Origin of the sequence: Lichenibacterium ramalinae (assembly GCF_004137085.1) — a bacterium.
GTDB classification, from domain to species: domain Bacteria; phylum Pseudomonadota; class Alphaproteobacteria; order Rhizobiales; family Beijerinckiaceae; genus Lichenihabitans; species Lichenihabitans ramalinae.
The window spans coordinates 102853-124849 of record NZ_QYBC01000017.1 but is presented as its reverse complement, the minus strand read 5'-3'; the positions used below and the strand labels follow the sequence as shown (position 1 = coordinate 124849).

Annotated in this window: 19 protein-coding genes; 13 read left to right on the top strand and 6 right to left on the bottom strand. The window is 71.1% G+C overall.

The features are described 5' to 3' along the window. The first annotated feature begins 106 nt into the window (after positions 1 to 106). The 8 genes from D3272_RS19530 (at position 107) to D3272_RS19495 (ending at position 10481) form a co-directional block, all read left to right on the top strand. Entirely contained in the window at positions 107 to 1030 is a 924-nt protein-coding gene (locus tag D3272_RS19530) for a D-alanine--D-alanine ligase (protein ID WP_129220887.1), read from the top strand. Continuing rightward, positions 1027 to 1977, top strand: coding sequence for a cell division protein FtsQ/DivIB (locus D3272_RS19525; protein WP_245496680.1), 951 nt, complete (start codon positions 1027 to 1029; stop codon positions 1975 to 1977). Before D3272_RS19530 ends, D3272_RS19525 begins: the two co-directional genes overlap by 4 nt. Then, on the top strand, positions 1974 to 3290 hold the full coding sequence (gene ftsA / locus D3272_RS19520) for a cell division protein FtsA (protein ID WP_129220885.1): 1317 nt from the start codon (positions 1974 to 1976) through the stop codon (positions 3288 to 3290). The genes D3272_RS19525 and ftsA overlap by 4 nt, the downstream gene beginning before the upstream one ends. A 190-nt stretch (positions 3291 to 3480) precedes the next feature. Further along, complete coding sequence (gene ftsZ / locus D3272_RS19515) at positions 3481 to 5277, top strand: cell division protein FtsZ (RefSeq protein ID WP_129220884.1); 1797 nt, start codon at positions 3481 to 3483, stop codon at positions 5275 to 5277. A gap of 349 nt (positions 5278 to 5626) precedes the next feature. Next, positions 5627 to 6574, top strand: a complete 948-nt coding sequence (gene lpxC, locus D3272_RS19510) for a UDP-3-O-acyl-N-acetylglucosamine deacetylase (protein WP_129220883.1) — start codon at positions 5627 to 5629, stop codon at positions 6572 to 6574. A 278-nt stretch (positions 6575 to 6852) separates the two neighbouring features. Further along, a complete protein-coding gene (locus D3272_RS19505; protein ID WP_428978005.1) occupies positions 6853 to 7698 on the top strand; it encodes an outer membrane protein assembly factor BamD in 846 nt (281 codons plus the stop codon). A 108-nt stretch (positions 7699 to 7806) separates the two neighbouring features. Next, positions 7807 to 9477: a DNA repair protein RecN gene (gene recN / locus D3272_RS19500; RefSeq protein ID WP_129220881.1), complete on the top strand. Its 1671-nt coding sequence runs from the start codon at positions 7807 to 7809 to the stop codon at positions 9475 to 9477. Positions 9478 to 9575: 98 nt separating this feature from the next. Beyond that, the gene (locus D3272_RS19495; RefSeq protein ID WP_129220916.1) at positions 9576 to 10481 is read left to right on the top strand and encodes a YihY/virulence factor BrkB family protein; all 906 of its coding nucleotides are present in this window, start codon (positions 9576 to 9578) and stop codon (positions 10479 to 10481) included. Between the two features lie 28 nt (positions 10482 to 10509). Here D3272_RS19495 and D3272_RS19490 read toward each other — a convergent pair whose 3' ends face one another. After that, on the bottom strand, positions 10510 to 10803 hold the full coding sequence (locus D3272_RS19490) for a hypothetical protein (RefSeq protein ID WP_129220880.1): 294 nt from the start codon (positions 10801 to 10803) through the stop codon (positions 10510 to 10512). A gap of 144 nt (positions 10804 to 10947) precedes the next feature. Here D3272_RS19490 and D3272_RS27440 point away from each other — a divergent pair, with 144 nt between their 5' ends. After that, a complete protein-coding gene (locus D3272_RS27440) occupies positions 10948 to 11124 on the top strand; it encodes a hypothetical protein (protein ID WP_165361424.1) in 177 nt (58 codons plus the stop codon). Positions 11125 to 11175: 51 nt separating this feature from the next. Here the strand turns inward: D3272_RS27440 and D3272_RS19485 are convergent, their stop codons facing one another. Next, complete coding sequence (locus D3272_RS19485; RefSeq protein WP_245496684.1) at positions 11176 to 12330, bottom strand: MFS transporter; 1155 nt, start codon at positions 12328 to 12330, stop codon at positions 11176 to 11178. A gap of 405 nt (positions 12331 to 12735) precedes the next feature. On the opposite strand from D3272_RS19485, the gene shc reads away from it, so the two are divergent. Next, positions 12736 to 14712, top strand: a complete 1977-nt coding sequence (shc, locus tag D3272_RS19480; RefSeq protein ID WP_129220915.1) for a squalene--hopene cyclase — start codon at positions 12736 to 12738, stop codon at positions 14710 to 14712. After that, a complete protein-coding gene (locus D3272_RS19475) occupies positions 14709 to 15461 on the top strand; it encodes a phosphorylase (protein WP_129220878.1) in 753 nt (250 codons plus the stop codon). The genes shc and D3272_RS19475 overlap by 4 nt, the downstream gene beginning before the upstream one ends. Before the next feature lie 106 nt (positions 15462 to 15567). Here D3272_RS19475 and truA read toward each other — a convergent pair whose 3' ends face one another. From truA to D3272_RS19455, 4 genes are all read right to left on the bottom strand, one after another. After that, complete coding sequence (truA, locus tag D3272_RS19470; protein ID WP_129220877.1) at positions 15568 to 16308, bottom strand: tRNA pseudouridine(38-40) synthase TruA; 741 nt, start codon at positions 16306 to 16308, stop codon at positions 15568 to 15570. Beyond that, positions 16308 to 17234 carry a methionyl-tRNA formyltransferase gene (gene fmt / locus D3272_RS19465; RefSeq protein ID WP_129220876.1) on the bottom strand — a complete coding sequence of 309 codons (927 nt, stop codon included), beginning with the start codon at positions 17232 to 17234 and terminating at the stop codon, positions 16308 to 16310. The genes truA and fmt overlap by 1 nt, the downstream gene beginning before the upstream one ends. Positions 17235 to 17247: 13 nt before the next feature. Then, the gene (gene def, locus D3272_RS19460) at positions 17248 to 17847 is read right to left on the bottom strand and encodes a peptide deformylase (RefSeq protein ID WP_129220875.1); all 600 of its coding nucleotides are present in this window, start codon (positions 17845 to 17847) and stop codon (positions 17248 to 17250) included. A 67-nt stretch (positions 17848 to 17914) separates the two neighbouring features. Beyond that, positions 17915 to 18415 (bottom strand): DUF2937 family protein, encoded by a 501-nt coding sequence (locus D3272_RS19455; RefSeq protein ID WP_165361423.1) that lies wholly within the window; start codon positions 18413 to 18415, stop codon positions 17915 to 17917. A 253-nt stretch (positions 18416 to 18668) separates the two neighbouring features. On the opposite strand from D3272_RS19455, the gene tkt reads away from it, so the two are divergent. Both tkt and tal read left to right on the top strand, forming a co-directional pair. Beyond that, positions 18669 to 20750 carry a transketolase gene (gene tkt / locus D3272_RS19450; RefSeq protein WP_129220873.1) on the top strand — a complete coding sequence of 694 codons (2082 nt, stop codon included), beginning with the start codon at positions 18669 to 18671 and terminating at the stop codon, positions 20748 to 20750. Between the two features lie 65 nt (positions 20751 to 20815). After that, positions 20816 to 21940: a transaldolase gene (gene tal, locus D3272_RS19445; protein ID WP_165361422.1), complete on the top strand. Its 1125-nt coding sequence runs from the start codon at positions 20816 to 20818 to the stop codon at positions 21938 to 21940. The last annotated feature ends 57 nt before the right edge of the window (positions 21941 to 21997 follow it).

The window sequence follows — 21997 nt, the reverse complement described above, 5'->3', positions numbered from 1 at the left end:
GGCGTTAACCATGCCGGATCGCGGACTCGGGGTTCACGGTGCCGGGGGGCCGCGCGCGTGGCGCGCCGCCGCCGGCATCGCGCCCCCTCACGCCGGAACGGAGCCGATGAGCCAACACGTCGCAGTCCTGATGGGCGGCTGGTCCGCCGAACGCGAAGTCTCGCTGCGGTCGGGCGAGGCCTGCGCGCGGGCCCTCGAGGGCGAGGGCTTCCGCGTCACCCGCGTCGACGTCGCGCGCGACATCGCCGACGTGCTGGGCCGCCTCAAGCCCGACGTCGCGTTCAACGCCCTGCACGGCCGCGTCGGCGAGGACGGCACCATCCAGGGCATCCTGGAGGTCATGCGCGTCCCCTACACGCATTCGGGCGTGCTGGCTTCGGCGCTGGCCATGCAGAAGGACAAGGCCAAGCTCGTCATGGCGGCGGCGGGCATCCCGGTGGCGCACGGGCTGGTGGTGGACCGGCACGAGGCCGCCAAACGCCACGTCCTGCCGCCCCCCTACGTGTTGAAGCCCGTCAACGAGGGCTCCTCGGTCGGCGTCGTCATCGTGCGGGCCGACCGCAGCCACCCGCCGCAGGAGATCGGCCGGCCCGATTGGGCCCACGGCGACGCCCTGCTGGCCGAAACCTTCGTGGCGGGACGGGAGCTGACCTGCGCGGTCATCGCCGGCAAGCCGACGGCCGTCATCGACATCAAGGCCGACGACCACGTCTTCTACGACTACGACGCCAAATACGCCCCCGGCGGGTCGATTCACGTGCTTCCGGCGGATTTGAAGGAAAATGTTTACCAACATGTCCAAGAGTTGGCGTTGCGGGCCCATGCGGCTCTCGGCTGCCGCGGGGTGAGCCGGACGGACTTCCGGTACGACGACCGCCCCGAGGGCAGCGGGCAACTCGTCGTGCTGGAGGTCAATACGCAGCCCGGCATGACCGAGACGTCGCTGGTCCCCGAGATGGCGGCTGACGCCGGGTACTCGTTTGGTGGGCTTGTACGATGGATGGTGGAGGACGCCTCCTGCGAACGGTGAGCGAGGCCGGCTTCGGCCTGCCGGAGGGCGCCCGGTCCCGCATCGTCAGCCCCTTCTCCCTGCTCGCCGGCACGGCCCGCCCCATCCAGGCGGCGCCCGTCCGGAAGCGGCGGCGCCTGCAGCGCGCCGCCGCCGAGCCGCGCCGCCGCCCCCTGCCGGGGCTCGGCACCCTTCTGGTCCTGGCGCTGCTCGGCGGCACGGCCCTCTACGGCGCCGTTCGCAACGGCCAATACGCGACCTTCGTGGCCGAGAACGGCGCGCCGGCCGACCTCGTCGCCAAGGCCCTGGGCTTCTCCATCGACGCCGTGACGATCTCGGGCCTGAAGTCCCTGACGCCGGGCGAGATCCTGCGCGACGGGGGCGTGAGCGGCCGCAACTCGCTGGCGCTGCTCGACCCGGGCGCGCTGCGCGACCGCCTGAAGTCCGTGGCGCTCGTGCAGGACGTTTCGGTGCGCAAGCTGTTCCCCAACGACCTCCACATCGCCGTCACCGAGCGCGACGCCGCCGCCGTGTGGCAGAAGGACGGCCAGCTGAGCCTGGTATCGACCGACGGCACCCCGATCGATGCCGTGCGCGACGACCGGTTCAACGCCCTGCCCTTCGTGGTGGGCGACGGCGCCAACACGCGCGTCGGCGAGTTCCAGGCGCTGCTGGCGGCGGCCGGCGAGCTGCGCGACAAGGTCCGGGCCGGCATCTTCGTGGGCCAGCGGCGCTGGACCCTGCAGATGACCTCGGGCGTCGAGGTGCAGCTGCCGGAACTCGACGCCGTCGACACGTTGAAGCGCCTCGCCGACATCGAGCGCCAATCCCACATCCTCGAAAAGGACGTCCTGTCGGTCGACCTGCGCATCCCCGGCCGCCTCACGGCGCGGCTCAGCGAGGATGCCGCGGCGCAGCGCGCCGCCATGCTGGCGAAACGTCCCAAGCACAAGGCTGACCCGGCATGAGCAACCGCCTGATGCCCCGGCGCATGCGCCCCCTTTCGGCGCGCCGCAGCGCCATCCTGTGCGTGCTCGACATCGGCACGTCCAAGATCGCCTGCCTGATCGCCAAGCTGAACCCGGCCGAAGCCTCCGACACGCTGCCCGGCCGCACCCACCGCTGCCGCATCCTCGGCATCGGCCACCAGCGCTCCCGCGGCATCAAGGGCGGCGCGGTGGTGGACATGGAGGAGGCCGAGAACGCCATCCGCCTCGCCGTGGACGCGGCCGAGCGCATGGCGGGCGTCGAGGTCGGCTCCGTCATCGTCAACATCACGGGCGGGCGCCTGTCCTCGCAGCACTACAACGCCAAGGTGGCGGTGGGCGGCAAGGCCGTGTCGGACTACGACGTGCACCGGGTGCTCGAAGCCTCCTGCGCCACCATGGCGCGCCAGGGCCGGGCCGTGCTGCATTCGCTGCCGACGGGGTTCTCGCTCGACCGCACGCGCCAGATCCGCGACCCCAAGGGCATGATCGGCGACGAACTCGGCGCCGACATGCACGTGGTGGGCTGCGACGCCGCCGCGGCCCGCAACCTCATGCTGGTGATCGAGCGCTGCCACCTGCAGGTCGACGCCCTGGTGGCGACGCCCTATTCGGCCGGCCTTTCCGTCCTGGCCGACGACGAGGCCGAGCTCGACGTCGCGCTGATCGACATGGGGGGCGGCACGACCTCGGTCGGCGTCTTCGCGGGCGGGCACCTCGCCCACGTCGACGCCGTGGCGGTGGGCGGGAACCACGTCACCACCGACATCGCCCGCGGTTTGACGACGCGGCTCAGCGATGCCGAGCGGCTGAAGACCCTGCACGGGACCTGCATCGTGTCGGCGTCGGACGAGCGCGAAACCATCGCGGTGCCGCAGGTGGGGGACGAGCACGACCACCCGAACCACATGCCGAAGTCGCATCTCGTGCGCATCATCCGGCCCCGGGTCGAGGAGATCCTCGAGCTCGTGCGCGACCGGCTGAACGCCGCCGGCTTCCCGGCCCATGCCGGGCGCCGCCTGGTACTGACGGGCGGCGCCTGCCAGCTGACCGGCATGGCCGAGGCGGCCCGGCGCATCCTGTCGCCCCAGGTGCGCATCGGCCGTCCCCTGGGCATCCAGGGGCTGCCGGAATCGGCCAAGAGCCCCGCCTTCGCCGCCAGCGTCGGGCTGCTGATCTACCCGCAGGTGGCCAGCATCGAGCATTTCGAGCCGCGGCGCGACGTGCCGCTGCAGGCGACCGGCACCGACGGCTACATGGCGCGCGTGAGCCGCTGGCTGAAGGACAGCTTTTAACCTGTCCGGGCGCCCCCCTCCACGAGGGAGGCGCCCGGCGAGGCGGGAGGAGTTAACGCAAAGGCGTTAACCGTAAGGGATTTGTTAAGGGTTTGACGACAATCTCCGGACAGCGGCGGCGGCCCGGTAGCGGCAACAGGCACATTCAGGGCCGATGCGAGCGGCCCGAGGGGACATGAGAGGCCACACCATGACGATCAACCTGAAGATGCCCGAACTGCGCGAACTCAAGCCCCGCATCATGGTCTGCGGCGTCGGCGGCGCCGGCGGCAACGCGGTCAACAACATGATCGTGTCGGGCCTCGTCGGGGTCGACTTCATCGTGGCCAACACCGACGCCCAGGCCCTGACCTCGTCCAAGGCCGAGCGCATCATCCAGATGGGCCTGCAGGTCACCGAGGGGCTCGGCGCCGGCTCGCAGCCCGAGGTGGGCCGGGCGGCCGCCGAAGAGGCCATCGAGGAGATCCGCGATCACCTCGCCGGCGCCCACATGTGCTTCGTCACCGCCGGCATGGGCGGCGGCACCGGCACCGGCGCCGCGCCCGTCATCGCCCGCACGGCGCGCGACATGGGCATCCTCACCGTCGGCGTCGTCACCAAGCCGTTCCAGTTCGAGGGCGCGCGCCGCGCCCGCGTCGCCGAGGCCGGCATCAACGAGCTGCAGAAGAGCGTCGACACGCTGATCTGCATCCCGAACCAAAACCTGTTCCGCGTCGCCAACGAGCGCACGACCTTCGCCGACGCCTTCTCGATGGCCGACCAGGTCCTGTATTCGGGCGTGGCCTGCATCACCGACCTCATGGTCAAGGAAGGCCTGATCAACCTCGACTTCGCCGACGTCCGCGCCATCATGCGCGAGATGGGCAAGGCCATGATGGGCACGGGCGAGGCTTCGGGCGACAAGCGCGCCATCCTGGCCGCCGAGGCCGCCATCGCCAACCCGCTGCTCGACGAAGTCTCGATGAAGGGCGCCCGCGGCCTCCTCATCTCCATCACGGGCGGCAACGACCTCACCCTCTACGAGGTCGACGAGGCGGCGAGCCGCATCCGCCAGGAGGTCGACGAGGACGCCAACATCATCCTTGGCGCCACCTTCGATTCGAACCTCGACGGCATCGTGCGGGTCTCGGTCGTGGCCACCGGCATCGACCAGCCGCTCGGCGCCAAGGACCTGAACTCCGGCGAATCGCGCATCGCCGAAGTCGCCCAGAAGCTCCGCGCCCAGAGCGCCGCGCGCCAGGAGGCCATCTCCCGCCCGGTGATGACGTCGGAGCCGGCCGCCTACGAGGCCGCGCCGTCGGCGCCCCCCGCCCAGCACCATTTCGTGGTGCCGCAGAACTTCGTCGCCCCGAACGCCGGCTACGCCCCCCAGGCGCAGGTGGCGGGCGACGTGGAGATCAAGCCGGTCGCCGCCCCCAAGGGCAACAGCTACGCCCCCCCGCCCGCCCCGGAGCCGGCTCGGCACGACTACCACGACGCCGGCCCCTTCATCCCGCCGGCGGCCCAGCAGCCCCAGCGGCCCCAGCGCATGCCGCAGATCGAGGACCTGCCGCTGCCCGTGCAGCAGCAGATCCGCGCCCAGCGCGGCGAGCAGGGCGCCCCCGAGATGCACGGCGGCTCCGATACCAAGCGCCGCACGCTGCTGGAGCGCCTCGCCTCCTTCGGCATGAGCCGCCAGGACGAGGTGGCGGCCGCCGCCCCGCAGCGCCAGCCCGCCGCCCCCATGCCGGCCCCCCGGCTGCCGCAGGCCCCCATGCCCTACGGCCAGCCGCCCCAGCACGCCCCGCAGGGCCATGCCCCGCAGGGTCACGCGCCCCGTGCCCCGCAGGCACCCCAGGGCGACTACGCCAAGCGGCCGAACCTGCAGCCGAGCCCGCGTCACGCCGGCGGCCCGACCGACCAGCACGGCCGTGCCCTTCCCCCGGCCCGCGCCTTCGACGACGACCAGCTGGAGATCCCGGCCTTCCTGCGCCGCCAGTCCAACTGACGCCCCCGCGGTTCCGGTCGCCAAACGCCGCCGCCCGATCCCGGGCGGCGGCTTCAAGTGTTTGTATCGGCTGTGATTTCAGCCCCGCGGCTTTTTCCGAAAACCCGCCGGGCTTTTGTAACAGACCGTAAGAAAGAGTGATTTGGCGCGCCTCGGCTCCCCGCGTAGGGTCATGGTCAACGGCGGCCGAACCGCGCGACCCGGGCGATGCCCGACGGCGCGGGAGGCGTGGAGCTCCGCATGATGCGCCCCTGGCGGGCGACGAATCGGAGCCGACCCTACGGCGGAGTTGAGGCGCGGCGTCGCGCCGGGTCCGGACCCGGGGTCCAGTGGAGTGGAGCGGAGTGGCATGAAGTTTCCGAAGCAGACGACCCTGCGCAAACGGTGTGTCCTCACCGGCAACGGCGTCCATTCGAATGCTCCCGTCACCCTGATCCTGCATCCCGCCGCGCCCGACAGCGGCATCGTCTTCCTCCGCACAAACCTCCCCGACGGTGCCACCCGGCGCATCGAGGCCAAGTGGTCCCGCGTTTCGGCGACCGACCTCTGCACCGTGCTGGGCGACGTGTCGCTCGGCTCCGTCTCCACCGTCGAGCACCTGCTCGCCGCCCTGGCGGGCCTCGGCGTCGACAACGCACTCATCGAGGTCGACGGACCCGAAGTGCCCATCATGGACGGCTCCTCGGCCTCCTTCGTGGCCGCCATCGACAAGGTCGGCCTTCGGTCGCTCTCGGCCCCGCGCCGCTTCCTCAAGATCCTGAAGACGGTCCGCATCGAGCACGGCCGGTCCTTCTCGGAGCTGCGCCCGGCCGACGGCGGCTTCTCGCTCGATGTCGAGATCGACTATCCGGTCGAAGCCATCGGCCGCCACCGCAAGGTGGTGGATCTGACGCCGACCTCCTTCCGCCGCGAAATCTCCCGGGCCCGCACCTTCGGGCTGCTGCGCGACGTCGAGCGGCTCTGGAAGCTCGGCTTCGCCCTCGGGTCCTCCCTCGAGAATTCCGTCGCGGTGGACGACGACCGCATCCTCAACCCCGAGGGTCTGCGTTCCAGCGACGAATTCGTGTCGCACAAGATGCTCGACGCCGTCGGCGACCTCGCCCTCGCCGGCGCGCCCATCCTGGGCCGCTACTCGGCCTTCTGCCCCGGCCACAAGATGAACTTCCTGGTGCTCCAGGCCCTGTTCGCCGACCGCACCGCCTACAGCTTCGTCGAGGCCCCGGCTCCGGTCGCCTCCGGCTTCGCCGATTTCGGCGCCTTCTCCCCCGTCGCAGCCTTCGCGGCCGAGATCAACTGAACCGAGGCCGCCGCGGCCGAGGAACGCCCCGCTGCAGCGAGGGCGTCGCTCCCGCATGTCCGGCACCCCGCCATTCCGGCGCCCCGCCGTGGCGGCCGTTGCAGCTCCGCAACACCGGGCCTTTTTCAGGGGAAGGTGCGGCACCGGAGGGAACTGGGCCTTATTCCCAACTCCGCCGGGCCTTATTGCCTGTTCCCATGGATCGTGTTCTCACGGCGGCGCGCCCCGCCCCCTCACCAGCAGATCGAGCCCCCATGATGGTGTCTGACCGGTTCCGAATGGCCGTCCGAATGGTGCCCGTCGTGGCGCTGCTGGCCGTTCCCCTGGCCGGCTGCTCGGCCCTGGACACGATCAACCCCTTCGGTGCCGGCGAGAAATACGAGACCAAGATCCTGGCCGAGACGCCGGCCACCGACATCTACGACCAGGGCCTCGCCCGCCTGCAGAAGAAGGACGGCGCCGGGGCGGCGAAGAAGTTCGCCGAACTCGACAAGCAATATCCCTTCTCGGATTGGTCGCGCAAAGGTCTGATGATGCAGACCTACGCCAACTACCAGGCGGGCGACTACGACACCGCCATCACCACCGGCAAGCACTTCTACCAGCTGTATCCGAACGCGCCCGACGCGCCCTACGCGCTGTATCTGCAGGCGATGTCCTACTACCAGCAGATCCCCGACGTGTCGCGCGACCAGGAGAACGCCGCCAAGGCGCTCGACCTCTTCCAGCAGATCGTGACCAAGTACCCGTCGTCGGAATATGTCGACGATTCCAAGTACAAGATCCAGGTGACGCGCGATCAGCTGGCCGGCAAGGAGATGTCGACCGGGCGGTTCTACCTGAACCGGCGCAACTACACGGCCGCCATCAACCGCTTCCGCGAGGTGCTGGCGAAGTACCAGACGACGCGGCACACCGAAGAGGCGCTGGAACGGCTCACCGAGGCCTATCTCGCCCTCGGCATCACCGGCGAGGCCCAGACCGCGGCGGCCGTGCTCGGCCACAATTTCCCCGACAGCCCCTGGTACAAGGATGCCTTCGCCAAGCTCCAGGCCGACGGCCTCGAGCCCAACGAGGATCCGACGTCGTGGATCTCGCGGACCTACCACAAGGTCGTCGGCTGACGCAGGGTCGCGGCGGCGGGCGGGCCGCGATCGTTCGCCTTTTGTTTCCCGGCCCGGGCGGCCTCGTGCTACAGACCAGCCGTCCCGTCAGCCTGATGCGCGTCCCCCATGCTCGCCCAGCTCAATATCCGTGACATCGTCCTGATCGACCGGCTGGACCTTCAGTTCGGCACGGGGCTGACGGTCCTTACCGGCGAGACCGGTGCGGGCAAATCGATCCTGCTCGACTCGCTGGCGTTGGCGCTGGGAGGGCGCGGCGACGGTTCGATGGTGCGCCAGGGCGAGAAGCAGGGCCAGGTGACGGCCGTCTTCGACCTCGCCCTCGACCACCCGGCCTGGGATGTCGTCCGCGCCCAGGACCTCGAGCCCGACGGCACCCTCATCCTGCGGCGCGTGCAGATGCCCGACGGGCGGACCCGCGCCTTCCTCAACGATGCCCCGATCAGCGCCCAGACGCTGCGCGAGGTGAGCCGGCGGCTGGTCGAGATCCACGGCCAGCACGACGACCGCGCGCTCGTGGACCCGGCGGCCCACCGCACCCTGCTCGACGCCTATGGCGGGTTGGAACGGCGTCTCGAGGCCGTGCGCGGCACCTACGCGGCCCGCAAGGCGGCCGAACGCCTCCACGAGGACGAACAGGCCCGCATCGCCAAGGCGCGGGCCGACGCCGACTACCTCCACCACGTCCACGAGGAACTCGCCAAGCTGAACCCGAAGGGCGGCGAGGAGGAAGCGCTGAGCGAGCGTCGCGCCCTCATGCAGCAGTCCGAGAAGGTGTCGGGCGACCTGCGCGACGCCTACGAGAGCGTCGGCGGCGAAGGATCGCCCACCAGCACCTTCTCGGCCCTGCTGCGGCGGCTGGAGCGGCGGGCCGGCCAGGCCCCCGACCTCATCGAGCCCTGCCTGAAGGCGCTCGACTCCGTGCTGGTCGCGCTCGACGGCGCCACGGCGGCGCTCGACGAGGCGCTCCAGGCCGCCGATTTCGATCCGCGCGAGCTCGAAGCCGTGGAGGAACGGCTCTTCGCGCTGCGCGCCGCGGCCCGCAAACATTCCGTCGGCGTCGAGGCGCTGCCCGAGCTGCTGGAGCGCTTCACGCGCGACATCGAGGCGCTCGACGCCGGCGAGACGCGCCTCGCCGCCCTCGCCAAGGCGGTCGACGCCGCGCGCGACGCCTACCGCAAGGCCGCCGAGGACCTGTCGAAGGCCCGCCAGGCGGCCTCGTCCAAGCTCGACGTCGCGGTGAACCGGGAGCTCGGGCCGCTCAAGCTCGAGCGGGCGCGCTTCTCGACGCAGATCGAATCCGACCCGGCGACGGCCGGCCCCGACGGCATCGACCGCGTGGAGTTCTGGGTGTCGACCAACCCGGGCACGCGCCCCGGCCCGCTGACCAAGGTGGCGTCGGGCGGCGAGCTCGCGCGGTTCATGCTGGCCCTCAAGGTGTCGCTGGCGGACCGCGGCTCCGCGCCCACCCTGGTCTTCGACGAGATCGACACGGGCGTCGGCGGCGCGGTGGCGGATGCCATCGGCTCGCGGCTGGCGCGGCTGTCCGGCAAGATCCAGGTTCTGGCCGTCACCCATGCCCCCCAGGTGGCGGCGCGTTCGGCCAGCCACCTGCGCATCTCCAAGAGCGCCCTCAAGGGCGAGGGCCGGGTCGCCACCCGCGTCACCACGCTGGTCGACGACAGCCGCCGCGAGGAGATCGCCCGGATGCTGGCCGGTGCCACCATCACCGAGGAGGCGCGGGCGGCGGCGCGGCGCCTCATCGAGACCGCGACGTGATGTGGAGCCGCGGGCCTGGACGGGGCGGCGTGACCGGCCGATCCGAGGCGGGGGCGAGCGGTGGCGACGGCCATCGCGGCCCGGCGGCACCGACGGCCATGGGACGCGTGAAGGTCGTCTTCGAGGTCGTCATGGACGCCTATTGGCGCCTCGCCGAGGACGACGGCTGGGCCATCGCCAGCCATCTCGCCATGTCGACCCTGACGTCGCTGTTCCCCTTCCTGATCTTCGTGACGGCGCTGGCGGGCTTCTTCGGCTCGGCGGAGCTCAGCGAAAGCGCCGCCAACCTGCTGTTCGACGTGTGGCCCCGGCAGGTCGCCGCCCCGATCGCCCACGAGATCCATGCCGTGCTGACCACGGCCCACGGCGGCCTGCTGACCATCGGCGCGCTTCTGGCCATCTACTTCTCGTCGAGCGGCGTCGAAGCCTTCCGGGTGGGGCTGAACCGCGCCTACGGGGTGCGGGAGCGGCGCACCTGGTGGCTCTTGCGCCTCGAATCCATCGCCTACGTGCTGGTGGGGGCGGTGGCGCTGCTGGCCCTGGCCTTCCTCGTCGTGCTGACGCCGCTGTTCTGGGGCGCGATCGTGGCGCTGCTGCCCGAACTCGACCGGCTCGGCCGCCTCGTCACGGTGCTGCGCTACGGCGTGGTGTCGCTGATCTTGATCGGCGCCCTCGTCATCGCCCACAAGTGGCTGCCGGCGGAGCGCCGCACCTTCGGCCAGATCGCCCCCGGAATCGTGCTCACCGTGGTGCTGTCGCTGCTCTTCAGCATGGCCTTCGGGGCCTACCTGTCGGAATACGCCCGCAACTACGTCACGACCTACGGCGGCCTCGCCTCGGTGATGATCGCGCTGCTGTTCCTCTATGCCCTGGCCAGCATCTTCGTCTACGGCGGAGAGCTCAACGCCGCCATCATCCGGCGGCGGGCCGCCGTGGCCGAGCCCCGCACCATCAGCAACGTCACCATGCTGGCGGAACGGCGCTCGCGCTTCCCGAAACCGTGACGTCCCGGCGCCGAGGCGGCCGCTGGCGTCAGGCCACCACCCAGCCTTCGCGGTAGCGGCCGTCCGGGTCGAGCACGTTCGGGCGGGTCGCGGCGAGCGGCTTCAAGACGAAGTAGCTGCGGCCGTCGCTGACTTCGAGCCGGTCGGCCGCCGAGGACACGACCGTGACGCGCGTGACCCGGCCCGAGGCGCCGTGCGCCACCGCGATCTCCTCGCCGTTCTGGGGTGGCACGTCGCTGTAGCCCCGATCGATGAGGATGGCGGCGCCGCTCGCGACGGCATCGTGGTCGGTGATGGCGGTCCAGGAGCTGGCGGATGGCATGGCGGATCTCGTGATGCGGGGTGGGACCCGCTGCGAACGCGATGCCGCCGAACCCGGCTCCCCCGCGCGGACATTTGCCGCGGTGACGGGGAGCCGTGATGGGAAGCGGTGGACGGCCACGCGCCCGGCAGGCACAGTCGCGCCATGACACGCCCCTTCGCCCTCGCCGCGCTCGCGGCCCTCGTGCTGGCCACCCTGGCGGGCTGCGCCACAGGCCCGGACCGCCTGGTGCGCGACCACCCCTCGGGGGCGCTGGACCGGCCGAACGGTCAGCCGCGCTGGCTGCCCTGCATGGGCGGCGACCAGCTCTGCACGCCCTGAAGCCGCCGGCGCGGCGTCAGCTCTGCACGCCCTGAAGCCGCTGGCGCGGCGTCAGCGGGCCCGGCGTTCCATGTCGGGCAGGAAGTAAGTCAGCAGGCCGAGCACCGGCATGAAGGCGCAAACCTGATACACGAAGGTGATGCTGGTGCGGTCGGCCACCATGCCGAGCACGGCGGCGCCGAGCCCCGCCATGCCGAAGGCGAAGCCGAAGAACAGGCCCGAGATCATCCCGACCTTCCCGGGCACAAGGTCCTGGGCGAAGACCAGGATGGCCGAGAAGGCCGACGCCAGGATCACGCCGATGATGACCGACAGGACGGTGGTCCAGAACAGGTCGGCGTGGGGCAGCATCAGCGTGAAGGGCAGCACGCCCAGGATCGAGCCCCAGATGACGAGCTTGCGGCCGAACCGGTCCCCCACCGGGCCGCCGACGATGGTGCCGACCGCGACCGCGCCGAGGAAGATGAACAGGTGGACCAGCGCGTCCTGCTTGCCGATGCCGAACTTGGTCATGAGGTAGAACGGGTAGTAGCTGGTGAGGCTGGACAGGTAGATGTACTTCGAGAAGACCAGCAGCATCAGCACCGTCACGGCCATCAACACCTTGCGACGTGGCAGCCCGGCGACGGCGGGCGCGGCGGGCTTGCCGCGCACCTCGCCGAGGCGGGCGGCATACCACCGGCCGATGGCGGAGAGAACCAGGATGGCGGCCAGCGCCACCAGGGCGAACCAGGCGATGCTCGCCTGACCGCGCGGCACCACGATGAAGGCGGCGAGCAGGGGCCCGAGCGCCGTGCCGCCGTTGCCGCCGACCTGGAACAGCGATTGCGCGAAGCCGTAACGCCCGCCTGAGGCGAGGCGCGCCACCCGCGACGCTTCGGGGTGGAAGATCGACGAGCCGACGCCGACGAGGCCGGCGGCCAGCAAGATCACCTCGAAGCTCGGCGCCATCGCCAGCAGCAGCAGTCCCGACAGCGTCACCGCCATGCCGACCGGGAGCGAATAGGGCAAGGGCCGGTGGTCGGTGTAGAGCCCGACGAAGGGCTGCAGCAGCGACGCCGTGAGCTGAAACACCAGGGTGATGAGCCCGATCTGCCCGAAGCTCAGCGTGAACTCCTGCTTCAGGATGGGGTAGACGGCGGGGATGAGGCTCTGCAGGAGGTCGTTCATCCCGTGCGACAGGGCCGCGGCCCCCAGCACCGCCATGACGGGCTTCAGGCGCGGCACGGGGGCGCGGCCGGTTCCGGCGACGGTCGCGCCGGTCACTCTGTCGTCCATGGTGATCGTCCCCTTCGGCGCACCGCTCCGTCGAGCGGTCCCCTCCCGCACCGGTTCTAGGCCCGCCGCGCATGCAACGCCACGCCGGATCGCTCCCGAGCGGGTCTGCCATGCGGCAGGATCGCGCCTCGGCGGGGGTTGCGGCCCGCCCGGCGGCGGTTGCGGCCCGTTCCGCGGCAAGGCGACGTCAACCTTTCTGAGTCCATTGTTACTCGAACGACACGGGCACGGCGCTTCGCGGGCGCGGCCCGGCTTTCCGGCTTGTAGCCCCCCGGGCGACGTGGAAAGTCTCGGCGACGCCCCGTGGAAACCACAATCGAGTCCAGCCCGCTAATGTCGCTCGCCGCCGTCGCCGCCCACCAGCCCGCCTCCGTCCCGGCTTCGGTCATCGACGATCTCGATCTGGCGATCGACCGCGCCGCGGTGGCGCTGCGGCGCGAACAGCGGGGAGACGGGCATTTCGCCTTCGACCTCGAAGCCGACGCCACCATCCCGGCCGAATACGTGATGCTGCGCCACTTCCTCGGCGAGCCGGACGACACCATCGAGGCCAAGATCGGCGCCTACCTGCGCCGCACCCAGGAGGCGCACGGCGGCTGGCCGCTGCTGCACGGCGGCCCCCTCAACGTGTCGGCCAGCGTCAAGGCCTACGTGGCGCTGCGCATGGTCGGCGACGCCGCCGCGGCCCCCCACATGCTGAAGGCCCGCGACGCCATCCTGGCGGCCGGCGGCGCCGCCCATTCCAATGTCTTCACCCGAACCGCCCTGGCGCTGTTCGGGATGGTGCCGTGGCGCGCCGTGCCGGTCATGCCGATCGAGATCATGAACGCGCCGTCGTGGTTCCCCTTCCACATCTACCGGATCTCCTACTGGGCCCGCGACACGCTGGTGCCGCTGCTGGTGCTGATGGCGCTGAAGCCCCGGGGCGTGAACCCGCGCGGCATCGACATCCCCGAACTCTTCGTGACGCCGCCCGAGCGCGTCCGCATCTGGCCCAAGGGCACCAACCAGGTGGGCGGCTGGGGCATCATCTTCGGCGCGCTCGACAAGGTCCTGCAGGCCGCCGAACCCTATTTCCCCAAGGGCAAGCGCCAGAGCGCCATCGACAAGGCCGTGGCCTTCGTGCGGGCGCGGCTCAACGGCGAGGACGGGCTCGGCGCCATCTACCCCGCCATGGCCAACACCGTGATGATGTTCCGCGTGCTCGGCGTGCCGGACGACCATCCGGACGTCGTGCTGGCCCGCGCCGCCGTCGACAAGCTGCTCGCCATCAAGGACGACGAGGCCTTCTGCCAGCCCGCGCTGTCCCCCGTGTGGGACACGGCGCTGTCGGCCCACGCGCTGATCGAGGCCGGTGGGGCGAGCACCCGGGCCGCCGAGCGCGGCCTCGCCTGGCTAAAGCCCCTCCAGGTGCTCGACGTCAAGGGCGACTGGGCGGAGCGCAGGCCCGACGTGCGGCCGGGCGGCTGGGCCTTTCAATACCGCAACGACCACTACCCCGACCTCGACGACACGGCCGTCGTGGTGATGGCGATGGACCGGGCGCGCAGCCATTCGGGCGACGCCGGCTTCAACGAGTCGATCGCCCGCGCGCGGGAATGGGTCGTGGGACTGCAGTCGAAGAACGGCGGCTGGGCGGCCTTCGACGCCGACAATACCGCCACCTACCTCAACTACATCCCCTTCGCCGACCACGGCGCCCTGCTCGACCCGCCCACCGCCGACGTCACGGCGCGGGTCGTCTCCATGCTGGCGCAGCTCGGCGAGGTGCCCGACACCAGCCCGGCCATGAAGCGCGGCCTCGACTACCTCCTGGCCGAGCAGCACCCCGAGGGCGGCTGGTACGGCCGGTGGGGGTTCAACTTCATCTACGGCACCTGGTCGGTCCTCTGCGCCCTCAACGCGGCCGGGCTCCCGGGCGACGCCGCCCCCGTGCGCCGGGCGGTCGCCTGGCTGCTCTCGATCCAGAACGCCGACGGCGGATGGGGCGAGGACGACAAGGGGTACGACCTCGCCTACAAGGGCTACAGCCCTGCCCCCAGCACGGCGTCGCAGACCGCCTGGGCCGCCATCGCCCTCATGGCGGCCGGCGAGGTCGACCACCCCGCGGTGGAGCGCGGCATCGCCTACCTCCGCGCCAGCCAGACGGAAGACGGGTTCTGGCCGGAAGAGTTCTTCACCGGAACGGGGTTCCCGCGGGTGTTCTACCTGCGCTATCACGGCTACCCGAAGTTCTTCCCGCTGTGGGCACTGGCGCGGTACCGCAACCTGAAACACTCGAACTCCCGCACCGTCATGGTGGGCATGTGAGCGCCCTCCCGGTCCTCGCCGTCACGGGCCTGCTCGCGGAAGCCCGCATCGCCTCGGGCGCCGGCGTCGTCACGGTCGCGGGCGGCGGCGATCCCGCCCGGCTGGCGCTGCTGCTCCAGGCCGCCATGGACCGCGGCGCCCGCGCCGTCATCAGCTTCGGCATCGCCGGCGGCCTCGAGCCCGGCCTCGTGCCGGGCAGCGTGCTGCTGGCCCGGGCCGTGCACGACGGCGACCTCCGCACCCCGACCTCGGCCGCCTGGGTGGCGCGGCTCGCCGAAGCCCTGCCGGGTGCCCGGCTGGCCGACCTCGCGGGCGTCGACGCCGCGGTGGCGGGCGCCGGCGACAAGGCGGCGCTGCACCGGCGCACGGGCGCGGCGGCGGTCGACATGGAATCCCACGTGGCCGCCCGCCTCGCCGCCCTGCACGGCCTGCCCTTCGCGGCGCTGCGCGTCGTGGCCGACCCGGCGGAGCGGACGCTGCCGCCCGCCGCCCTCGTCGGCATGCGGCCCGACGGGACCACGGACCTCGGCGCCGTGCTGCGCGCCTTGGGACGGGCGCCGCGCCAGCTGCCCGGGCTGATCCGCACCGGCCTCGACGCCCAGGCCGCCTTCTCGGCGCTGAAGGCGAGCCGGCGCGCGCTCGCCGGCCTGTTCGACCGCGACGGCGCCCGCGCGGCCTGGGCCGAGCCGGCCGGCGACACCGCCTTCGGGCACGAGACCGGCCTCGGCGACGAGGTGCGGGCCGGCTGACCCCGTCGGGCTCGGAGTTCGTAAACGACCCGAACGTGGTCTTGCAAACCTCTGGCATCGCTCGTCGTCGTCGGTTTTGCCGACGAGGACCGTCGTCCGCAGACGCTCAGGGGTAGTCGACGGCCGTCAGGTAGAGCCCATCAGACGGCGCCACCTGGCCGCAGCGGCGGCGATCGCGGGCGTCGAGGGCGGCCCGGAGGTCGGCCGCCGTCCACTTGCCGAGCCCGACATAGGCGAGCGACCCCACCATCGACCGCACCTGGCGATGCAGGAAGGACCGCGCCCAGACCCGGATCTCGACCCGCTCCCCGTCCCGCGCCACGTCGAACCCGTCGAGGGTGCGCACGGGGCTGGCCGCCTGGCATTCGCTGTCCCGGAAGGTGGAGAAGTCGTGGAGGCCGAGCAGGCCGCGCGCGGCGCCCCGCATCGCCTCCGCGTCGAGCGCGGGCTTGACCAGCCAGCACTGTCCCGCGTCGAGCGCCAGCGGCGCCCGGCGGTTGACGATCCGGTAGAGGTAGTGGCGCCGCACGGCGGAATGGCGGGCGTCGAAGTCCTCCGCCACGGCCTCGACCGCCCGGACCGCGATGCGGTGCGGCTTCAGCCGGCTGTTCACGGCGTCGCGGACGCTGTCGGTGCGGTAGGGCTTGACGAGGTCGAGATGCGCCACCTGCCCGGTGGCGTGCACGCCGGCATCCGTGCGGCCCGCGCCGCGGATGCCGCCGGGCGGGCAGCCCAGCGGCGCCGCCGCGGTCTCGAGCGCCTCCTGCACCGAGAGCCCGTTGGCCTGGCGCTGCCAGCCCACGAAGCCGGTGCCGTCATATTCGATCGTCAGCTTGTAGCGGGGCATCAGCCCAGCCGCAGCCCCGCCGGCATGGGCCGCCCGCGCAGGAACTCGGCCGCCGACACCGGCCCCTTGCCGGCGCGCTGCACCTGCGTCAACGCCACCGCGCCGGCGCCGCAGGCCACCGTCAGGGCATCGTCGAGCGCCGTGCCGGGCGGGCCGGACCCGTCCGACGGGCGCGCCCGCAGCACCTTGACGCGCTCGACGCCATGGCCGAGATCGGCCTCGAAGAAGGCGCCCGGGAACGGCGACAGGCCCATGACCTGGCGCAGCACCGCGCCGGCCTCGCGCGACCAGTCGATGCGCGCCTCCGCCTTGTCGATCTTGGCCGCATAGGTGACGCCCTCGGCGGGCTGCGGCCGGAACTGCAGGGTGCCGCGCTCCAGCGCGCCGACGGCGCGGCCCATGAGGTCGGCGCCGACCGGCGCCAGCCGGTCGTGCAGGTCGCCGGCCGTCATGTCGGGGGTGAGGCGGATGCGCTCCTCCATGCCGACCGGGCCGGTGTCGAGCCCCACCTCCATCCGCATCACGCCGACGCCCGCCTCCGCATCGCCCGCCATGACGGCGCGCTGGATCGGCGCCGCACCGCGCCAGCGCGGCAGGAGCGAGGCATGGAGGTTGACGCAGCCGAGTGCCGGCGCGTCGAGGCACGCCAGGGGCAGGATCATGCCGAAGGCCACGACGATGCCGAGGTCGGCGCCATGGGCCCGAAAACTCTCGGCCATCGCGTCGCCCTTGAGGCTCGCCGGATGGTGCACCGGGAGGCCGAGCCGGGACGCCAGGGCGTGGACGGGCGAGGGCGCCTCGGCCATGCCGCGGCCGGAGCGCGCCGGCGCCCGCGTGTAGACGGCGACGACCTCGTGCCCCTGCCCGACGATCTCGCTGAGTGTCGGCACCGCGAAGGCCGGCGTGCCCATGAAGACGATGCGCATGGCCCGGGCCGGTTCAGGCGGCGGGTTCGGCGGGGCGGGGCGGCTTGCGCGCGCCCATGGCCTCGCGCGGCTCGGACCGGGCATCGTAGGCGCGGCCCTCCTCCTGGGCGAGGCGCGCCGCCTTGGCGAACTTCTTGACGACGCGCTCGCGCTTCAAACGCGAGATGTGGTCGATGAAGAGCACGCCGTTGAGGTGGTCCACCTCGTGCTGGATGGCGATGGCGAGCAGGCCCTCGGCCTCCATCTCGCATTCGGCGCCGTCCCGATCCTTGAAGCGCACGCGCACGCGCTCGGGTCGCTCGACGTCCTCGTAATAGTCGGGGATCGACAGGCAACCCTCCTCGTAGATCATCCGCTCCTGCGACACCGCGACGATCTCGGGATCCACCAGGAACAACGGCTGGGGCGCCTCGTCCTTGCGGGCCGTGTCGAGCACGACGAGGCGCTTCATGACGCCGACCTGCACGCCGGCGAGGCCGATGCCGGGCGCGTCGTACATGGTGTCGATCATGTCGTCGAGCGTCGCCCGGATCGAGGCATCCACGGTGCCGACGGGCTCGGAACGCTGGCGCAGGAGGGTGTCGGGCAGCGTGATGATCGGGCGGACGGCCATGGCGGACTCTGGGGAGGGGCAGACCTGGACATAGGGAGCCGATCCGCCGCGGTCAATTCGGGCGGGCTCAGGCCGCGAGCGCGGCCCTGCGGCGGCGGCGGAAGGGCGCGGCGGCGGCGCGCAGGCCGCCGTAGCCGAGGAGGAAACCCCCTGCCCCGGCCACGAACCCTGCACTCGTCACCGGCACGGCGGGCTGGAAGATCGCATAGGTGCGCCTGGCGAGTTCCGGGTCGAACCCTTCGGCGAAGACCGCATAGGTGCTGAGCGGGCCGGCTTCGGCGAAGGCCCTGTCCTGCGCCTCGAGGCGGCGCTCGCGGTCCACGGCCGCCTGGAGGTCGAAGCCGCGGGCCTGGACCAGCGGATCGGCGTTCGACCGCAGTCGGGCGATGCCGGCGTCGCGGTCGATCGACTGGGCCTGCGCCTCCTCGTCGAATTGCGCCACGATGCGCCGCAACTCGTCGACCGCGCCGCCGAGGCGCTGGCGGTACTGCTGCACGAATTCCGGCACCTGGGACAGGACAACGGCCAGGAGCAGCCCGAACGCCAGTGCAAACCGCCTCGCCAGCATGGCACCGTCATCCCACGGTCGTTGATCCCGGTCTTCCATGCGGCGGGCGGAGCGCGAGCGCAAGCGCGGGTTGGCGGGCCGGGTCCCCGGGCGAAAGCCTCAGGAGCCGTTGAACAAAATTCGACGGGGAGCGGTTTCGCTTGAGACGGATTCGAGCCCGGCGACGATGGGCAGCGCGTGGACGACCAGCCAAGCTTGAGCTAGCACAGGCTCGGGACCGACAGACCTGCCGCGTGCGGCGAGAGGGGACACCATGAGCGACATCGATCAACTGTGCATCAACACGATCCGCACGCTCTCGATCGACGCGATCCAGAAAGCCAATTCCGGACATCCCGGCGCCCCGATGGGCATGGCGGCCCCCACCTACGACCTTTGGACGGAGCGCCTCCGCTACGACCCCAAGAACCCGCTCTGGCCCAACCGCGACCGCTTCGTCCTATCGGCCGGCCACGCCTCCATGCTGCTCTACTCGATGCTGCACCTGACCAAGGTCGAGGCCGTCGACCATGACGGGCAGAAGCTGAACCGCCTCGCGGTGTCGATGGACGACGTGAAGAGCTTCCGCCAGGCGGGCTCCTACACGCCCGGCCACCCCGAATACGGCATGACCACGGGCGTCGAGGCGACGACCGGCCCGCTCGGCCAGGGCATTGCCATGTCGGTCGGCATGGCCCTGTCGGAGAAGTGGCTGGCGGCCCACTACAACAAGCCGGATTTCCAGCTCTTCGACTACAACATCTACGCCATCACGTCGGACGGCGAGATGATGGAGGGCATCGGCTCCGAGGCGGCCTCGCTCGCCGCCCATTGGAAGCTCGACAACCTCTGCTGGATCTACGATTCCAACAACGTGACGCTCGACGGCCCGGCCGGCTGGGCCTTCAGCGAGGACGTCGGCGCCCGCTTCCTGGCCTATGGCTGGAACGTCGTCCACGTGCGCGACGCCAACGACCTCAAGCAGGTCGCCGCCGCCTACTCGGCCTTCGAGGAGGAGAAGTCCCGCCCCACGATGATCATCGTGGAGAGCCACATCGGCTACGGCTCGCCCAACAAGCAGGATTCCAACAAGTCCCACGGCTCGCCGCTCGGCGCCGACGAGGTCAGGCTGACCAAGAAGTTCTACGGTTGGCCGGAGGATTCCGAGTTCCTGGTGCCGGACGGCGTCTACGAGCGCTTCGCCGACACGATGGGGAAGCGCGGCGGCGACCTCCACGCCCGGTGGGCCGACCTGTTCGCCGCCTACAAGGAGAAGTACCCGGAGGAGGGCGTGGCGCTCGACGCCATCATCTCCAAGACAGTGCCGCAGGCCGCCTTCGACGCCATCCCGGTCTTCCCCGCCGACGAGAAGGGCATGGCGACGCGCGAATCCGCCTCCAAGGCCGAGAACGCCCTGGCACCGCACTATCCCTGGCTGATCGGCGGCTCGGCCGACCTCGACGAATCGACCAAGACCAACCAGACCGCCAAGGAGGCCGGGACCTTAAAGCCCGAGAGCCGCGGCGGCCGCAACATCCATTTCGGCGTGCGCGAACACGCCATGGGCGCCATCTGCAACGGCCTCGCCCTGTCGGGGCTGCGCCCCTACGGCGCCACCTTCCTGATCTTCTCGGACTACATGCGGCCGGCGATCCGCCTGTCGTCCCTGATGGAACTGCCGTCCCTCTGGATCTTCACGCATGATTCGATCGGCGTCGGCGAGGACGGGCCGACGCACCAGCCGGTCGAACAGGTGCCGAGCCTGCGCGCCATCCCCGGGCTCTTCGTGCTGCGCCCCGGCGACGCCAACGAGGCGGCCGAGGCGTGGAAGTTCGCCATCGGCCTCCAGCGCAATCCCGCCGCGCTGATCCTGTCGCGCCAGCCCATGCCGACGCTGGACCGCACGGTCTTCAAGCCGGCAGCCGGCGTGCAGAAGGGTGCCTACGTGCTCGCCGATCCGAAGGACGGACAGGCCCCGCAGGTCATCCTGATGGGCACGGGCTCGGAGCTCTACCTCTGCGTCCAGGCCTACGAGGCCCTCGCCAAGGAGGGCATCCCGGCCCGCGTGGTCTCCATGCCGTGCTGGGAGCAGTTCGAGCTGCAGGACCAGGCGTACCAGGACGAGGTGCTGCCGCCCGCGATCGCGGCCCGCGTCGCCGTGGAGCAGGCCGCCACGATGGGTTGGGAGAAATATACCGGCCGTCTCGGCGCCGTCGTGGGGATGCACACCTTCGGCGCTTCGGCGCCGCTGAAGTCGCTGCTCTCGAAGTTCGGCTTCACCCCCGAGAAGATCGTCGAGCACGCCAAGCAGCAGATCGAGAAGCAGAAATCCGCAGGGAACCACGCCGCCGAGTGATGCCCGGGGCGCCGGACCGATCCGGCGCCCCCCGTCCGCGCCGTCCTGCCCGTGAGGAGCACGCCATGAACCCGATGAAAGACCTCGAAGCCTGCGGCCAGTCCCCCTGGCTCGACGACCTCCACAAGACCCTGATGTCGTCCGGCGAACTGGCCGGGCTCATCGAAAAGGACGGGCTCAAGGGGCTGACCTCGAACCCGTCGATCTTCGAGAAGGCGATCGGCTCGACCCACGACTACGACGACGTGCTGAAGCAGATGCTCGGCGACGGCAAGGCCGACGACATGACGGTCTACGAGACCATCGCGATCGCCGACATCCAGGCAGCCGCCGACGCCTTCCGGAGCGTCTACGAGGCGGCCAACGGCGCCGACGGCTTCGTCAGCCTCGAGGTGGCGCCCAACATCGCCAACGACACGGATGCCACCAAGGCCGACGCCAAGCGCCTTTGGGCCGCCGTGCACCGCCCCAACCTGATGATCAAGATCCCCGGCACCGACGCCGGCACCCCCGCCATCCAGGCCACGATCGCGGAAGGCATCAACGTCAACGTGACGCTGCTCTTCGCCGTGAAGGCCTACGAGGACGTGGCCCAGGCCTATATCGCGGGCCTGGAGGAACTGGCCGCCAAGGGCGGGGACGTATCCCGCGTCGCTTCGGTGGCGAGCTTCTTCCTCAGCCGCATCGACGCGGCGGCCGACAGCAAGATCACCGCCCTGAAGGACGCCGACCCGGCACTGGTCGAGAAGACCCTCCACAAGGTCGCCATCGCCAACGCCAAGCGCGCCTACCAGCGCTCCAAGGCGATCTTCTCGGGCCCGCGTTGGGAGAAGCTGGCCGCCAAGGGCGCGCATCCGCAGCGGCTGCTGTGGGCGTCGACCGGCACCAAGGACAAGTCCCTGCCCGACACCTACTACGTCGACAACATCATCGGCCGCGACACCGTGAACACGATGCCGCCCGCCACGATGAAGGCCTTCCGCGACCACGGCACGGCCATCAAGGACTCGATCGAGAGCGACGTGGCCGGCGCCGAGGCGACGCTGCAGGCCCTGGAAAAGCTCGGCATCTCCCTCGACGACATCACCCACGAACTGGTGCTCGACGGCATCAAGAAGTTCGAGGAAGCCTTCGACAACCTGATCGGCGGCGTGAAGAAACGCCGCAGCGAGTTCAGCAAGGCGGCCTGAAGCGGCGCTTCCAGCTTCCGTGCAGGGACGGCGGTCCCGCCCCTGCACCCCATCGCG

Bases quoted from the DNA above. Each gene is read 5' to 3' on its own strand.
- D3272_RS19530 (WP_129220887.1), top strand. From the start codon at position 107: ATGAGCCAACACGTCGCAGTCCTGATGGGCGGCTGGTCCGCCGAACGC.
- ftsA (WP_129220885.1), top strand. From the start codon at position 1,974: ATGAGCAACCGCCTGATGCCCCGGCGCATGCGCCCCCTTTCGGCGCGC.
- ftsZ (WP_129220884.1), top strand. From the start codon at position 3,481: ATGACGATCAACCTGAAGATGCCCGAACTGCGCGAACTCAAGCCCCGC.
- lpxC (WP_129220883.1), top strand. From the start codon at position 5,627: ATGAAGTTTCCGAAGCAGACGACCCTGCGCAAACGGTGTGTCCTCACC.
- D3272_RS19505 (WP_428978005.1), top strand. From the start codon at position 6,853: ATGGCCGTCCGAATGGTGCCCGTCGTGGCGCTGCTGGCCGTTCCCCTG.
- recN (WP_129220881.1), top strand. From the start codon at position 7,807: ATGCTCGCCCAGCTCAATATCCGTGACATCGTCCTGATCGACCGGCTG.
- D3272_RS19495 (WP_129220916.1), top strand. From the start codon at position 9,576: ATGGGACGCGTGAAGGTCGTCTTCGAGGTCGTCATGGACGCCTATTGG.
- D3272_RS19490 (WP_129220880.1), bottom strand. From the start codon at position 10,803: ATGCCATCCGCCAGCTCCTGGACCGCCATCACCGACCACGATGCCGTC.
- D3272_RS27440 (WP_165361424.1), top strand. From the start codon at position 10,948: ATGACACGCCCCTTCGCCCTCGCCGCGCTCGCGGCCCTCGTGCTGGCC.
- D3272_RS19485 (WP_245496684.1), bottom strand. From the start codon at position 12,330: ATGGCGGTGCTGGGGGCCGCGGCCCTGTCGCACGGGATGAACGACCTC.
- shc (WP_129220915.1), top strand. From the start codon at position 12,736: ATGTCGCTCGCCGCCGTCGCCGCCCACCAGCCCGCCTCCGTCCCGGCT.
- truA (WP_129220877.1), bottom strand. From the start codon at position 16,308: ATGCCCCGCTACAAGCTGACGATCGAATATGACGGCACCGGCTTCGTG.
- fmt (WP_129220876.1), bottom strand. From the start codon at position 17,234: ATGCGCATCGTCTTCATGGGCACGCCGGCCTTCGCGGTGCCGACACTC.
- def (WP_129220875.1), bottom strand. From the start codon at position 17,847: ATGGCCGTCCGCCCGATCATCACGCTGCCCGACACCCTCCTGCGCCAG.
- D3272_RS19455 (WP_165361423.1), bottom strand. From the start codon at position 18,415: ATGCTGGCGAGGCGGTTTGCACTGGCGTTCGGGCTGCTCCTGGCCGTT.
- tkt (WP_129220873.1), top strand. From the start codon at position 18,669: ATGAGCGACATCGATCAACTGTGCATCAACACGATCCGCACGCTCTCG.
- tal (WP_165361422.1), top strand. From the start codon at position 20,816: ATGAACCCGATGAAAGACCTCGAAGCCTGCGGCCAGTCCCCCTGGCTC.